The organism is Giesbergeria anulus (genome assembly GCF_900111115.1).
Classification (GTDB): Bacteria; Pseudomonadota; Gammaproteobacteria; order Burkholderiales; family Burkholderiaceae_C; genus Simplicispira; species Simplicispira anulus.
The window spans coordinates 35,107-50,505 of record NZ_FOGD01000010.1 but is presented as its reverse complement, the minus strand read 5'-3'; the positions used below and the strand labels follow the sequence as shown (position 1 = coordinate 50,505).

Genomic DNA, 15,399 nt, shown 5'->3' with positions numbered 1-15,399 from the left:
TTGCATGGAAAAGCCCACAGGCCCCGTCGGTCGTGCCAGAATGCTTGCTGCTGTAGCGTGGCTTGGCCCAGACTGGGTGTTTTCCTTTCCGTTCTCACGTGCAAATTTATGAAAATACGGGTTCTGGGCTGTTCCGGTGCCATTGCGCAACATGCCCGCACCACCTCTTTTTTGCTCGATGAGCACATCCTGATCGATGCCGGCACCGGTGTGGGCGATTTGCCTTTGGGCGAGATGGTGCGCATTGACCATGTGCTGCTCACGCACTCGCACCTAGACCATATCGCCGCCTTGCCGTTGATGCTCGATGCGGTGGCCGGACTGCGCAGCCAGCCACTGCGCGTGCATGCCTTGCCCGCCACCATTGCCGCGCTGCGCAACCATATCTTCAATGGGGTTATTTGGCCGGATTTTTCGGTCATTCCGTCACCAGAGCAACCAATGGTGCAGTTTCACCCGATTGAAGTGGGGCAGGTGCTGACTTTGAGCGGCCAGCGCATAGAGGTGCTGCCCGCCCACCATACCGTGCCCGCCGTGGGCTTTGCCGTGGCTACCCCCAAGGGCTATTGGGTGTTTACCGGCGACACCGAGCGCAACCCGCCGTTTTGGCAGCGCCTGCGCCAGTTGCCACTGGCCATGCTAGTGATTGAGCTGACTTTTAGCCAACGCGCCAGTGCATTGGCCCAGATCAGTGCCCACCTGTGCCCACAGGTGCTGGCCCAAGAGCTGGCCCACTTGCAAGCCCCGTTGCAACCGGGCTGGCGTTTGGGCCTGACCCACACCAAGCCGCTGGAACAAGCTCTGTTGCGCGCAGAAGTACAAGCACTGGGGCTGGCCGAGCAATATCCCCTGTTCTGGCTAGAAGCTGGTCAAACTTTTGAGTTCTAAATCCATGGGCCAAGCCACCCCTGCGGCGCTTGATGAGGGCGCGTTTTTTCGTGCCCTGCAACATCTGAGCAACCGCATTCACAACACTGAGCGCATCGAGCAGATCATGGTCGATCTGGCGCAGCCCATCTGTGATCTGTTTGGTGCCGACCGCATCACCATCTACACCGTGGCCGAGGACGGCAGCTACATTGTTTCGTGCATCAAAACCGGGTTGCAAACCATCCGCAGCATCCGCCTGCGCATCAACAACAACAGCGTGGCCGGGTATGTGGCGCTCAAGCGCCAGTTGGTCAATGTGGCCGATGCCCACGACGCGGCGGCCTTGCTGCGCATTGCGCCCGATTTGAATTTTCAGCCCGAAGTGGATCGCCGCTCCGGCTACCTGACGCGCCAGTTACTCACCGCCCCCATTGTGCAAGACAGTACCTTGTATGGGGTGCTGCAACTTATCAACACCCGCAGCGGGGCTCCGTTTAGCCACGCCGCAGAACAGGGTGTGGCCGAACTGTGCCAAACCCTGGCTATTGCCTTTAAGCACCGGGGGCAGCCGTTGAGCCTGCCAACGTCAGCAGCCCCAGCCACCACCGGCCACCCGCCTGCATCGCCTCCGGGCAGTATGCGCTACCAATGGCTGGTGCAGCAGGGCCATATCACGGCCCCCGATTTGGCCCAATGCCTGCAACAGGCCCGTGAGGTGGGGTTGCCGGGCGAAGCCATGCTGCTACAAAAAGGCGTGGCCGTGGCAGCGATGGGTGCCAGCTTGGCAGCATTTTTTGGCGTGCCTTATGTCGGCTTTGAGCCGCAGCGCCTGCGCATTGAATCATTGCACGGGGCCTTAAAGCGCGAGTTTTTGCTCGCTCAAGGTTGGGTGCCGCTGGAAGAGGGCCACAACGGCCTGCAAGTGATGTGCCTAGACCCCGAAGCGGTGCAAAGCGCCCGCATCGTGGGTCAGGTGTTCCCGCAGGCTCACCCGATTGACTACGTGGTGACAACGCGGCAAGAGTTTCTGCAAACCCTCGATCAGCTCTACCCCAGTCAAACTGACACCAGCGTGGATCGGATGTTGGCCGATCTGAGCGACATCACGCCCGACGACAGCGTGGATGATTCGATCTTGGTCTCTGCCGCTGCCGACAACGAGCTGGTCAAGCTGGTCAACCGCATTATTTTGGATGCCTACCAGCAGGGGGCCTCTGACATCCACATTGAGCCACTGCCGGGCAAAGAAAAAACCCAAATCCGCTTTCGCATTGATGGCGGCCTGCGGCCCTACATTGAGATTCCGGCAGCCTACCGCGCACCGCTGGTCACGCGCATCAAAATCATGTGCGATTTGGACATCTCGGAGCGGCGCAAGCCCCAAGATGGCAAGATTCAATTTAGGCGCTTTGGCCCGTTAGACATTGAGCTGCGCGTGGCTACCATCGCCTCGATGGGCGGCGTGGAGGATGTGGTGCTACGCCTGTTGCGCGGCGGCGAGCCGCTGCCGCTAGAGCAGCTCAACCTGAGCGCACACAACCTGCAACGGCTTATTAGCACCATCACCAAGCCCTATGGCCTGTTTTATGTCTGCGGCCCCACCGGCTCCGGCAAAACTACCACGCTGCACTCCATCCTCAAGCACCTCAACACCCCCGACACCAAAATTTGGACGGCGGAAGACCCGGTAGAAATCACCCAGCGCGGCCTGCGCCAAGTGCAAATCAACAAAAAGGCTGGGGTGGACTTTGCCACGGTGATGCGCGCCTTTTTGCGCCTAGACCCCGACATCATCATGGTGGGCGAATCGCGCGACTTGGAAACGGTGAGTATGGGCATTGAAGCCTCGCTCACCGGGCATTTGGTGTTTTCTACGCTGCACACCAATTCGGCCCCCGAATCCATCGTGCGCTTGCTGGACATGGGCATGGACCCCTTCAATTTTGCCGATGCCCTGCTGGGGGTGCTGGCGCAGCGGCTGGCGCGCAAGTTGTGCAGTTGCAAGCAAAGCTACCTGCCCGACGAGGCCGAGCTGGCCGCCTGCGCCCATGAATACCTGCACACCTCTACCGAGGCGCAACCCGAACCGCAGCAGCGCGAAGCCTTGCTGCAAAGCTGGCGCAGCCAATACGGTGATGCCCAAGGCCAGTTGCACCTGTACCGCCCGGTGGGCTGCGACAAATGCCAAGGCAGCGGCTACAAAGGCCGTGTGGCCCTGCACGAGCTGTTGGTGGCCGATGACGCCATCAAAGAGCACATCCAATTGCGCTCACGGGTGGCACAGTTGCTGCAATCGTGCCTAGCCAGCGGTATGCGCACGCTCAAAATGGACGGTATCGAAAAAGCCTTGCAGGGCCTGACCGACCTGCGCCAAGTGCGGCTGGTGTGCATCAAATAACCAGCGGCCAGCTTTTGCTGGCGCTGGCGCTGGTCAGGGCAAGGTGTAGAGCGGAATGTCTTTTTCCTGCGCCAGCGCCTCTAGTTGCGCTCTGCTTTGCGGAGCCACAAACTGGGCAATGGCCTCGCGGGTGGCCGCAGTGCGCATGGTGGCCGCATCGCCTTGGGCGGGCAAGCCCGCCGCCGCGCACAGACGGGCAGCAAAGTGGGGCTCTAGCGCAGCCAACGCCACCCGGCCATCGGCACACGGGTACATCTGGTAGCCCGCATGGGCACCACCGGTATCACTCTCGGTGTGCATCAAGCCCCAGCTTTGCGGCAGAGCGATCCAGTGGGCGGCCTCGGCCAGCCCCACCTCTAAACATACGCCTTGTCCATCTTGGGCGCGGGCCAGTTGGGCCTGCAACACCGCCTCACTGGCAGCCAAACTACCGGCCATATCGGCCAACAGGGTGGGGGGCATGTGCAAGCCTTGCAGCAGCCCAGCTTCGGCTTGGTAAGTCAGGTCGTGGCCGGGCTCTTCGGCGCGCGCACCCGCCGCACCCACAATGCGCACCAATGACAACCGGGGATAGCGCTCGTGCAGAGCCTCCCAGCCTAGCCCCAGCTTGTTGAGCGCCGAGGGCCGAAACGACGTCAGCAGCACATCCGACTCGGCCAGCGCAGCGTGCAGCACGGCTTGGCCTTCGCTGGTCTTGAGTTGGGCGTGCAAGACTTGGATGCCCTCGTGCAGCGCGGTATAGGCTGCTGGGCTGTAGTGCTGCATCGGGTCGGCGGTGGGCTGACCGGCGGGGGGCGGTGGCTCCAGCTTGGTGCACTGCGCACCCATGCCAGCGCAGCGCAGCAGGGCAGCGGGGCCGGGCAGGTTGAGCGCCAAACTCAAGACGCGCACGCCGCGCAGGGGCTGGACAGAAAAAGCAGTAGTCATGGCAAAAAAGAGGCGGTGGTCAAGCGCCACATTTTGACCTCCTCCCCGTCATGAATGACGGGGATTCCTCACTGCCTTGCAGCAATGAGCCTTCCATCGACACTATCCTTTGGGAATAGTGCCTTGGATTCCTCCTGCGAGACGCTCGAGTCCAAGCGCAAGAATGTTGCGTGCTGCGTTTACATCGCGGTCGTGGTTCGTCCCGCAATCGCTACACCTCCATTCTCTTATTCCAAGTCCTGCTCTACCTTTCGGACTGCTGGCGGGAATACTCCCGCAGCACGAGCAAGTCTGGGTTGAATAGGCTTCGTTGACTTCCATAAAGACGACACCGGCCTGATGGCTCTTGTATTCCAACATCGTCTTTAGCATGGCCCAGCCCGCATCCAGCGTGGACTTGGCCATCTTGGTTTTCACCAGCTTGCTGCTCACTACGTCGCCCACGAAAATGGCGGCGTTTTGTTGCACCATTGCCGTGCTGAATTTGTGCAGCGCATCTTTGCGCTGGTTGGCAATTTTTGCATGGATGGCTTTCACGCGCCGCTTCTTGTGGGCACGCTGGGCGATAGCTAAATCCATCTCCAGCTTGCGGTAGAAACGTCCCTCGATGCGCTCACCATTGGAAGCCACGGCTGCTTCCTTTAATCCCAGGTCGATGCCCACCGATGTCGTGGCTTGGTTGTCCTTGGCCTGCACCTTGACGACAATGTTTAAGTACCAGCGTCCTCGGTTGTCTTGGCTGAAGCTGCCTGCACGCAATTCATAGTCGGCCAAGCCGTAGCTGTCCCAAAGGCAAAATTTTTGGCCAGCAAAGCTAATCTGCCCTGCTTTGTATTGCAAAGCCCGCGCTTTGAATGGAATCCAGCCCAAACTGTATTTGCTGCTTTGGGGGTTGGAGACGCGCCAACGCAACTTGGCCTTTTTGAATTGCTTGCGTGCTTTGGCGTAGTCTTCGCAGACTTGTTGCACGGTAGGCGAGCCAATCTGCACCCCATCGCATTTGCTGAAACCGTTGGTTAGCTTTTGCAGGTCGTAGCCACTGAGAAACTGGTGGCGTTCACGAATGGCACGGTGGCTGGTTTCGTTGCAAAAGTTCCAAACCTGATTGACCTCCCGCGCCATCTGACGTAGCACCTTGGCGTGCTTGTCTTTGATGCGTAGGCGCAGGGTTTTGGTGCAATCCATGCTGTGGATTATGATTGGTCTAAGAAACAAATTCAAGAGAAATTTATGGCCCGTCCACGCAAAACAGATAGCGATTTACGCCACGGAAGACATTGTGTATTTGCCCTCCATGTTCATTTGGTATTTGTAACTAAATATCGGCGCAATGTCTTCAAGAAAGAGCATCTCGATGCCATGCAACCCATTCTTACCAGTGTTTGTCGGGATTTTGATGCTGAGTTGGTGGAGTTCAACGGCGAGCACGACCACGTTCATTTGCTGATTACCTACCCGCCCAAAGTAGCCTTGTCCAACTTAGTGGCCTCGCTCAAAGGAGTATCTGCGCGCTTGCTGCGCCAGCGGTTTGGGGACTTCCATCCGTGGCTTCAACGCAGAGGCGTTCTATGGTCGCCTTCTTACTTTGCCTCAAGCTGCGGTGGTGCGCCGATAGACATTCTTCGGCAATACATCGAAGAACAGCAAACGCCCCATTAGGATGCCTACGGCATCCGCACTCTCGACCTCGGGCTGAACCCCGAGGCTTCCCGCGCACTGGTGATGCTATGCCCCCCAGCGCCATCAACCGTTGCAGTTGGCACGCACCTCTTCTAGGCTGGTCAGGCCCGCCAGCACCTTGTCAATGCCATCTTGGCGCAAGGTGCGAAAGTGGCTGTGTGCCATTGCTGCTTGGACGATTTCTTCGGGCCGGGCGTGTTGCTGTATGCACTGGCGCACCTCTGGCCCCACCACCAGCAGTTCGTGCAGCCCCAAGCGCCCACGCAGGCCGGTGTGGTGGCAATGGGCGCAGCCGGGCGCATGGGTGCGCAACAACTGGCCGCCTTTGCCATACTGGCGCACCCAGTCCTCGCGCAGGGCTTGGGGTTCGGGGCACAAGGCTGGGGTAAAAGAGCGCAGGTACTCATGCAGCAGCGCTTGGATGTAGTCTTCATCGGCTACCTCGGTGCGTTTGCACTGCTGGCACCACTGGCGTGCCAAGCGCTGGGCCAGCACGGCCAACAGCGAGTCGGCAAAATTAAAGGGGTCCATGCCCATGTCCAACAAGCGAATCACCGTCTCGGCAGCGCTGTTGGTGTGCAGGGTGCTCAAGACCATGTGACCGGTGAGCGAGGCCTCAATGGCGATCTGGGCAGTTTCTTGGTCGCGGATTTCGCCCACCATGATGATGTCGGGGTCAGCACGTAAAAAAGAGCGCAACGCCTTGGCAAAAGTCCAGTCGATTTTGGGATTGACCTGCACTTGGCGCAGATCGGGGTTGGTGATTTCTACCGGGTCTTCCGCCGTCCAAATTTTGCGCTCAGGGGTGTTGAGGTGTTGCAGCACCGAATGCAATGTGGTGGTCTTGCCAGAGCCTGTGGGGCCTACGCACAGCACCATGCCATAGGGGCGTTCAATGGCATCGGTCAGTTGGCGCTGGTTGGGCGGCGAGAGATTGAGCGCTTGCAAGCTGACAGCTTTGGCTGATGACAGCAGGCGCAGCACCACGTCTTCGGCACCGGCCTGCGTGGGGATGGTGGCTACGCGCAACTCCAAATGGTGGCCGCTGGCAAATTTGTTGAAGTTGATCTTGCCATCTTGGGGCTTGCGCCGCTCGGAGATGTCTAGCTCGCACATGATTTTGATGCGGGCTACCAATGCCGAGCGGTAGGTGTGCGGCAGCTCCATGTACGGGGCCAGCACACCATCGCGCCGAAAACGAATGCGAATTTTGCGCTTGGTGGGGTAGGTTTCGATGTGGATATCTGAGACTCCTTGCTTTTGCGCATCCAAGATCATGGTGTTAATCAGGCGCACCAGCGAGTTGTCGGTCTGGGTAATCTGGGGGGCGTTGTCTATGGTCTCTTCTTCTTGGCTGCTATCGAACTCTAGCGAGGCGCGCAGTTCGTTGGCTGATGCGGGCGCTGCCTGCTCTTGGGGCCGTCCGCTGGCATGGCCGCCAGAAGTATTGAGTCCTGCATGGGCGTAGCTGGGCTCAACCAGTTCTGCAAGCTGGGCCGCACTGGCCAGCGCCGCCAACACACGCGACTGGGTTAAAAACTCTAATGCATCAATGGTGGAGCGCAAGGACGGGTCTTCGGCGGCTACCACCAACAGACCGGGGCGCAACAACAGCGGCAACACATGCAGGCGCTGGGCCATCGCAAAGGGTACTTTTTTCAGGGATTCGGCATCAATTTGGAACCGGGACACATCCACCACCGGGTAGCCCATCTTGCGTACCAGCGCCATCTGCAAGTCTTCGCGCGAAATTGTGCCGCTTTGCACCAGCATCTCACCCAGCGGGGCACCACGCTCGGTCTTTTGCTTTTCTAGCACCTCGGCCAACTGCTCTCTGGTGACCAGCCCCAGTGTGGTCAGTGCCTCACCAATGCGCACCACCGGCATGCGCGCCTGCTGCTCTAGAGCCACCAAGAGTTGCTCAGGATCGACGATGGCGCTGTTGGACAACGAAGCGGGCGGGGCCGGCTCGCTCTCCTTAGGGGCTGGTGCAGCGGGTGCCGGGTTGGCTGTGGCGGGGGCAGGCGGCACCGCTGGGGCCGAATCATCCAGCCACCGCACCTTTTGGTAAGCCTCGCGGGGGTAAAAAACACATTCCAGCGGCCCACCTTCGCCCCCCACAGGCTGAAACAAAAACAGGCCCATGCCGTTTTCTACATGGCCCACGGTCTGGCCCCGCACCAAATCGGCATGGCGCAGGGTTAACAAAAAGCGGCTGGGCTGGGCAGCCCCGGCGGTGGCCGTGTCCGGTTGCAGTGGTGTGTTGAGCCACAGTTTGCGCACCATGGCAAAGCGCAGCGTCATGGTGGTACGGGCTGGGGGCTGCTGCACCAAAAAAAAACGCCCGGCTTCGCTGGCAGATACCAACAACAGGCGGCGCACTTGGCCGTTGATGGCCTCCATCTGGCAGGCCAGCCCGTCTGGGGTCGTGACAACGGACGCATAACCGCCACCGGGGATGGCTGGCCAGTGGATGGTCTCAGCGGAAACAAGGGTTGAAGGTGCGGTAGTAGCGGGCATAGTCAACCATTACATCGGAGCAGGCAATAGCAAAAGAGTATGCCCGCCCGTCAAAGCACCACGACAAAACTACCTCGGTGGTCTGTGGTTTTAGCCGCCGTGCAAGCCACGCCGGTATTGCATGGCCTCGGCCACATGGCTGATTTGGGTGTGTTGCGCCCCGGCCAAATCGGCAATCGTGCGCGCCACGCGCAGCGCCCGGTGCATGGCCCGCGCCGACCAGCCCAGCCGCGCTGCGGCCTGTTGCAAAAACTGTGCTGCCGCTGGCTCTAATTGCACATGCTCATCAATGGCTTGGCCTTGCAGGGCTTGGTTGCTGCGCCCTTGGCGTTGTAGCGCCCGTGCGCGCGCTTGCACCACGCGCGCCTGCACGCTGGCGCTGCACTCGCCCGGCGGCGTGCCCAGCAGGTCTTGCGCGGGCAGGGCGGGCACCTCGACATGCAGATCAATGCGATCGAGCAGTGGCCCACTGAGTTTGCCTTGGTAACGCGCCACTTGGTCTGGGGTGCAGCGGCACGCGCGCTGGGGCGAGCCACGGTAGCCGCAGGGGCAGGGATTCATTGCTGCCACCAGTTGGAAGCGGGCCGGAAACTGCGCCCGCTGCGCGGCGCGGGCAATGGTGATCTGGCCGCTCTCTAGTGGCTCGCGCAGCGCTTCCAGCGCTGGGCGCGAGAACTCTGGCAGCTCATCCAAAAACAGCACGCCATGATCGGCCAGTGAGATTTCTCCGGGCCGTGGTGGGGAGCCACCGCCCACCAGCGCCACAGCGCTGGCCGTGTGGTGTGGGCTACAAGTAGGGCGCTGGCCCCAGCGCTCTAGTGCAAAGCGCCCGGCCAAGCTGGCTACGGCGGCGCTTTGCAGGGCTTCATCCACGCTCATGGCGGGCAGCACCCCGGCCAAGCGCTGCGCCAACATCGATTTGCCTGAACCCGGTGGCCCCAGCAACAACAGGCTGTGGCCCCCGGCAGCGGCAATCTCTAACGCCCGCCGTGCTCCAGCCTGCCCTTTGACATCAGCCAAATCGGCACAGGCTGCCGGGGCCTGTGCGGGCTGGGCACTCATGCGTGCCCAACCATCAGCCTCTGGGGCCGCATCGCCATCCAATAAGCACCCCTGCGGCAAAAACTGCTGCACCACATCAAGCAAATGGCGGGCGCGATAGACCTGAGCGCCCGGCACCAGCGCGGCCTCTTCGGCACTGCCCGGCGGCAACACCAGCCGGGCCTGTACCTGCCCGGTGTGCAAGGCCAAACTGGTGGCCAGCGCGCCACGCACGGGCCGCAACTGGCCCGACAACGACAACTCGCCCGCAAACTCGTACCCGGCCAGCCGGGCAGCGTCAATTTGGCCGCTGGCAGCCAAAATACCCAAGGCAATGGGTAAATCAAAGCGCCCCGAATCCTTGGGCAAATCTGCCGGGGCCAAATTGACGGTGATGCGTTTGTTGTGTGGAAACTCTAGCCCGGCGTTTTGCAGCGCCGAGCGCACGCGCTCGCGGGCCTCTTTGACTTCTACATCGGCCAGCCCTACTAGCGTAAAACTGGGCAGGCCGTTGGCCAGATGCACCTCTACCGTTACGGGTGGGGCCTGCAAGCCCAACAGGGCACGACTTTGCACTAGCGCAAGACTCATTGGCTTTTTCTCCCTAGACAGGTGCCGCACCAGATAGATCGCAAACACGTTCTGAAGCAGAGCGGTTTTACACCAGCCGGGCAATTACTTTAGCAGCAAGGGCCGCTGCCACATGGCTACCCAACTGCTGCCAGTTTTAGCGGATTTGTTGGATGACGCTGCGCTAACCCCCATCTACTTGGGTGTGCGTGTGCATCTGATATGCCCCAGATGGCTGCATCTGCTGCTGTTATCTATCTGCTTGCCATTCCATAGTTGGGGCCTTGAAGCCGGGGGAGCCGTATACGCCCACCGGCGATTGTTGCAAGGCCCCTATGTCAGACCCTTCCCTTCCCCCACGCCCGCCTGTACCGCGCAAAGTCATTCCCATCACCCCGGAGCCTGCATCGGTTTCGTTCTACGAGGCGCAGGTCAAAATCCAGCCGCGCTCTATCAAGGGGGTGCTAGCGCGCTGGCGCTGGATCATGGTGTGGCTGACGCAGTTGTTTTTTTACATCGTGCCGTGGTTGCAGTGGAACGGGCGGCAGATGTTGCTATTCGATCTGGAGCAGCGGCACTTTTACCTGTTTGGGTGGCTGCTGTACCCGCAAGACTTTATCTATCTCACGGCACTGCTGATTATTTCGGCGCTGTCGCTGTTTTTGTTCACAGCGGTGGCGGGGCGCTTGTGGTGCGGCTTTGCCTGCCCGCAGACGGTGTACACCGAAATCTTTTTGTGGATTGAGCACCATGTCGAAGGCGACCGTAGCGCCCGCCTGCGCTTGGATGCCTCGCCGTGGACGGCAGAAAAGCTCTGGAAAAAATCGCTCAAACAGGGTTTATGGCTGGCCGTAGCATTGTGGACGGGCTTTACCTTTGTCGGCTACTTTGTGCCCATTCGCACGCTGGCGGTAGAAGTCATGGCGCTGCAAGGCTTTTGGCAGATCTTTTGGGTGCTGTTTTATGCCTTAGCGACCTATGGCAATGCAGGTTTTTTGCGCGAGCAAATCTGCAAATACATGTGCCCCTATGCGCGCTTTCAGAGCGCCATGTTTGACCCCGACACCCTGATCGTCACCTACGACAGCGCCCGTGGCGAAACCCGTGGGCCGCGCAGCAAGGCAGTGGATGCCAAGGCGCAGGGGCTGGGCGATTGCATTGACTGCACCCTGTGCGTGCAGGTGTGCCCGGTGGGCATCGACATCCGCAACGGTTTGCAGTACGAGTGCATTGGCTGTGGCCTGTGTGTAGATGCTTGCAATTCGGTGATGGACAAGATGCAATACCCGCGTGGCCTGATCCGCTACACCACTGCCAATGCGTTGGCACAAGGCTGGAGTCTGCCTCAGGTGTTGCGCCGGGTGCTGCGTCCGCGTGTATTGCTCTACAGCGTAGCGTTGGTAGCCCTGACGGTGGCTAGTGTGGTCAGTTTGGCGGTGCGTACGCCCCTGAAAGTCGATGTCATCCGTGACCGGGGCGTGCTGGCGCGGCAGGTGGGGCAAGGGCTAGTGGAAAACGTTTACCGCTTGCAGATTGCCAATGCCACCGAGCAGCCTCAGCGCTACCGGGTAGCGGCCAGCGGCATAGTAGGCTTGCAAGTGGCCTCGGAGGCTGAGGTGGAAGTGCAGGCGGCCAGTTCGCGCTGGGTGGTGCTGCGCCTGCGCGCGCCCCACGATGCCTTGCCCACCGGCCCGCACTCGGTGGTGCTGGACTTTGTCGCCTTAGGGCAGCCGGGGCTGTCCCTGCGTGAGAACACCACCTTCTTGCTGCCGCGATGAAGCTACGCCAGCGAGGTACCTGCCAATTGGCCCAGCGTGGCCAGTGCTTGCTCGGTGCGGGCATTCCAAGCATGGCCGTAGTTCAGGCGCAAACAGTGGCTAAAGGCGTGCGATGCCGAAAAAATTGGCCCCGGTGCCACGCTGATGTGCTGGGCCAGTGCTTGCCGGTGCAAGTGCAGCGTATCGCAGCCTTCAGGCAACTCTACCCACAAAAGGTAGCCGCCCTCGGGCCGGGTGGCTCGTGTGCCTGCGGGAAAGTAATGTCCTACGGCCTCGGCAAACAGTGCCTGCTGCCCGGCCAGCGTTTGGCGCAGTTTGCGCAAATGCTTGTCAAAGCCACCCTGCTCCAAATACAGCGCCAGCGCCATTTGCACTGGCACCGAGGCGCTGAGTGTGGTGGTGAGTTTTTGCCGCGCTACGGCGCGGGTAAAGCGCCCCGGTGCTGCCCAGCCAATGCGATAGCCCGGTGCCAAGCATTTGGAAAACGAAGAGCAATGCAGCACCAGCCCTTCGGTATCAAAGGCTTTGGCGGGCAGCGGGCGCTGGTCGCCAAAATACAGCTCGGCATAGACATCGTCTTCAATCAGCGGCAATTGGTAGCGGGTGATGAGTTCTACCAGTGCTTTTTTCTTTGCCGTGGGCACCAAACTGCCCAGCGGGTTTTGAAAATTGGTCATCAGCCAGCAGGCTTGGGGCCGGTGGCGCACGATGGCCGCCTCCAGTGCCCCTAAGTCGATGCCCTCGCGCGGGTGGGTGGGCACCTCTATGGCTTGCAAGCCTTGGCGTTCCAGCGCTTGCAGGGCGGCGTAAAAGGTGGGGGACTCCACCACCACCGCATCCCCAGGGCGGGTAACGGCAGACAGGCACAGGTTCAGTGCCTCTAGTGCGCCGTTGGTAATCACGATGTCTTCGGCAGGCACGGCCACGCCTGCGGCCAGATAGCGCAGTGCAATCTGGCGGCGCAGGCCCGCATGGCCGGGGGTAAGGTCGTCTACCGTGCTCCACGGGTTGAGGGTGCGTGCGCTGGTGGCAAGGCACTGGCCTAGGCGTTGCAGTGGGTACAGCAGTGGGCTAGGAAAGGCCGACCCCAGCGGCACCACTTGCCGGGCCATGCTCGATTGCAGCACCTCAAACACCCGTTCGCTCACATCCACGGCAATGGCGGCATCACCCGGTTGTGAGGGCAATTCTGGCTCTGGTGGTGCCCGGCGCAAACTGGGGTTGACGTAGTAACCGGAGCGCTCGCGCGCTTGCACCAAACCACGCGCCTCTAGCAGGTAATAGGCTTGAAACACCGTGGAGGCACTGACGCCCCGGCTGGTGCAGGTATGGCGCACCGAGGGCAGCCGGTCGCCGGGGCGTAGCAAACCACTCTGGATAGAGCTTGCGATATCGGCAGCCAAGGTTTCGTAGCGTTTCATTCGGGGTAGTAAATTTTTATCTAAATAATGGTTAAATAATTTGTATCTGTCATTATTTTTAATTTACTCTGGCCTGTTCCTTGGGTATTGTGGCTAATTGCTGTGCCGCAAGCATACGAGCAATCAATGTCGTCAGTCGGTGGATGGTAAATGCATATTGATTTTTGCGCGCAGAGAATTTTATGTTTTTTTAAAAATACAACTAGATTTTTGAATAATTATTCCGGAGAGAGGCGGTAAATTTTTTGATTTGTCTAATAAAATTAAATAATGGCGCTTGAATTTCATAATGTTGCCATTTTTGATTCTGCCTTCTTTAATTAAAATATAATATATTTGCTACCTTTTTGGTTGTTTTTTTGCTGCATCCATTTGCTTAAATTTTTGCAAAAATGTGGTGGTCAATAAATAAAATGCTTCGGCTTTTCATACCGAATCACCCTACTCCACCCATAGGAAAAAATTAATAGCCCACCATCGAGGCAAACCTAGAATTTTGCAAACGCCAGCCCAAACTGCTAAAGCGTAGGTGTTTTTATCTGCTTGGGCAGCGACGAAAGCTTGGTTGCAAACGGCGCAGCAGCCGACCCTTTTCATGAGGCAGCGGCTTTTTAGGTTTTCTCATGCTGCGCGCATGGTACCTTCATGGTAGGCCGTGTGGGCAGCAGCCACCAGGGTGCGCGCTACAGGCTAAAAATCTTGCCGGGGTTGAGGATATTGTGCGGGTCTAGCGCTTGCTTGATGGCGCGCATCACGGCCAGCGCAGGCGCGCCCGCTTCTTCCAGCAAAAAGCCCATTTTGTGCAAGCCCACGCCATGCTCGCCGCTGCAAGTGCCTTGCATCTGAATGGCCCGTTGCACCAGTGATTGGTTGAGCTGCTCGGCCCGTGCGCGCTCGTCGGTGCTGTCGGGGTCAATCAGGTAGCCAAAGTGAAAATTGCCATCGCCCACATGGCCCACCAGAAAATACGGGATGCCACTGGCATCGGCCTCGGCCACCGAGTCCAGCAGGCAATCGGCCAAGCGGCTGATGGGCACGCAGGTATCGGTCGATATAGCCTTGCAGCCGGGGCGGCTGGCAATGGCGGCAAACAAGGCGTTGTGCCGGGCCGTCCACAGCCGGGTGCGCTCTTCGGGGGTGCTGGCCCATTCAAAATCATTGCCGCCCAGTTCGCGGGCGATGTCTTGCACCGTCTGTGCCTGCTCCTGCACCCCTGTGGGCGAGCCATGAAACTCCATCAGTAGCAGCGGCTCTTCGCGCAGGCCCAGTTTGGCATAGCGGTTGACCATGCGCACGCTGTTAGCATCAATCAGCTCGACACGGGCAATGGGCACGCCCAATTGGATGGTCTGGATCACAGTGCGTACTGCAGCCTCAATGCTGGGGAACGAGCAAATGGCAGCCGATACCGCCTCGGGCAGCGGATAGAGCTTGACCGTCACTTCAGTGATGATGCCCAAGGTGCCTTCGCTGCCCACCATCAGGCGCGTCAGGTCGTAGCCTGCGCTGCTTTTTTTGGCCCGCGAGCCGGTGCGAACCACGCTGCCATCGGCCATCACCACTTGCAGCGCCAGCACGTTCTCGCGCATGGTGCCGTAGCGCACGGCGTTGGTGCCGCTGGCACGGGTGGCACACATGCCACCCAAGGTAGCGTCGGCACCAGGGTCAATCGGAAAAAACAGGCCGGTGGATTTCACCGCCTCATTAAGCTGTTTGCGCGTTACGCCCGCTTGCACCGTCACCGTCAGGTCATCGGCATTGACCGACAACACTTGGTTCATGCGCGATACATCCAAGCTGATACCGCCCTGCACCGCCAGCAAGTGCCCCTCTAGTGAGCTACCGGCACCAAAGGCAATCACCGGCACGGCGTGCTGGTGGGCCAGTTGCAGGGCATCGCTCACGTCTTGGGTGCTTTCGGCAAACACCACGGCATCGGGCGGGGGCATGGCGGCGTAGGCCGATTCATCGCGGCCATGCTGCTCGCGCACGATTTGGGCAGTAGCGCACTGACTGCCAAAACGGGCTTGCAGGGCCTGCATGAAGGCCGCAGGTATGGCACGGGGGGCCAGTTCGGGGAGGGGGGCGTGGAGCGGGGTGGCTGGGCGGTTCATAAACTGGCTCTGCGGTGGCGGCGAAGAATACCACCGGGCCGGTAGCAAGCCTCAAAGGCCCTGACATCGAATTTTCGGCT

10 protein-coding genes are annotated in these 15,399 nt (G+C 59.8%); 4 read left to right on the top strand and 6 right to left on the bottom strand.

Going from position 1 to position 15,399, the window contains the following annotated elements; genetic code table 11:
- Positions 1-108: 108 nt before the first annotated feature.
- Both BMX55_RS12925 and BMX55_RS12920 read left to right on the top strand, forming a co-directional pair.
- Complete coding sequence (locus tag BMX55_RS12925; protein ID WP_091458367.1) at positions 109-888, top strand: MBL fold metallo-hydrolase; 780 nt, start codon at positions 109-111, stop codon at positions 886-888.
- Positions 878-3,268, top strand: a complete 2,391-nt coding sequence (locus tag BMX55_RS12920; protein WP_342707692.1) for a GspE/PulE family protein — start codon at positions 878-880, stop codon at positions 3,266-3,268. Before BMX55_RS12925 ends, BMX55_RS12920 begins: the two co-directional genes overlap by 11 nt.
- Positions 3,269-3,301: 33 nt before the next feature.
- Here the strand turns inward: BMX55_RS12920 and BMX55_RS12915 are convergent, their stop codons facing one another.
- Together BMX55_RS12915 and BMX55_RS12910 are read right to left on the bottom strand one after the other, a co-directional pair.
- Complete coding sequence (locus BMX55_RS12915; RefSeq protein ID WP_091458363.1) at positions 3,302-4,195, bottom strand: CoA transferase; 894 nt, start codon at positions 4,193-4,195, stop codon at positions 3,302-3,304.
- Positions 4,196-4,297: 102 nt separating this feature from the next.
- Positions 4,298-5,380: an RNA-guided endonuclease InsQ/TnpB family protein gene (locus tag BMX55_RS12910; RefSeq protein WP_091458362.1), complete on the bottom strand. Its 1,083-nt coding sequence runs from the start codon at positions 5,378-5,380 to the stop codon at positions 4,298-4,300.
- 45 nt (positions 5,381-5,425) lie between these two features.
- Here BMX55_RS12910 and tnpA point away from each other — a divergent pair, with 45 nt between their 5' ends.
- Positions 5,426-5,854, top strand: coding sequence for an IS200/IS605 family transposase (tnpA, locus tag BMX55_RS12905; RefSeq protein ID WP_091458478.1), 429 nt, complete (start codon positions 5,426-5,428; stop codon positions 5,852-5,854).
- An 84-nt stretch (positions 5,855-5,938) separates the two neighbouring features.
- Here tnpA and BMX55_RS12900 read toward each other — a convergent pair whose 3' ends face one another.
- Positions 5,939-8,395, bottom strand: coding sequence for a GspE/PulE family protein (locus BMX55_RS12900; protein ID WP_245751448.1), 2,457 nt, complete (start codon positions 8,393-8,395; stop codon positions 5,939-5,941).
- Positions 8,396-8,485: 90 nt separating this feature from the next.
- The gene (locus BMX55_RS12895) at positions 8,486-10,027 is read right to left on the bottom strand and encodes a YifB family Mg chelatase-like AAA ATPase (protein ID WP_091458360.1); all 1,542 of its coding nucleotides are present in this window, start codon (positions 10,025-10,027) and stop codon (positions 8,486-8,488) included.
- A 314-nt stretch (positions 10,028-10,341) separates the two neighbouring features.
- On the opposite strand from BMX55_RS12895, the gene ccoG reads away from it, so the two are divergent.
- Positions 10,342-11,784 (top strand): cytochrome c oxidase accessory protein CcoG, encoded by a 1,443-nt coding sequence (gene ccoG, locus BMX55_RS12890; RefSeq protein WP_091458358.1) that lies wholly within the window; start codon positions 10,342-10,344, stop codon positions 11,782-11,784.
- Positions 11,785-11,786: 2 nt separating this feature from the next.
- On the opposite strand, the gene BMX55_RS12885 is transcribed toward ccoG, so the two are convergent.
- Positions 11,787-13,205 (bottom strand): aminotransferase-like domain-containing protein, encoded by a 1,419-nt coding sequence (locus BMX55_RS12885; RefSeq protein WP_091458356.1) that lies wholly within the window; start codon positions 13,203-13,205, stop codon positions 11,787-11,789.
- A gap of 683 nt (positions 13,206-13,888) precedes the next feature.
- Entirely contained in the window at positions 13,889-15,319 is a 1,431-nt protein-coding gene (locus tag BMX55_RS12880) for an FAD-binding oxidoreductase (RefSeq protein WP_091458354.1), read from the bottom strand.
- Positions 15,320-15,399: the final 80 nt, after the last annotated feature.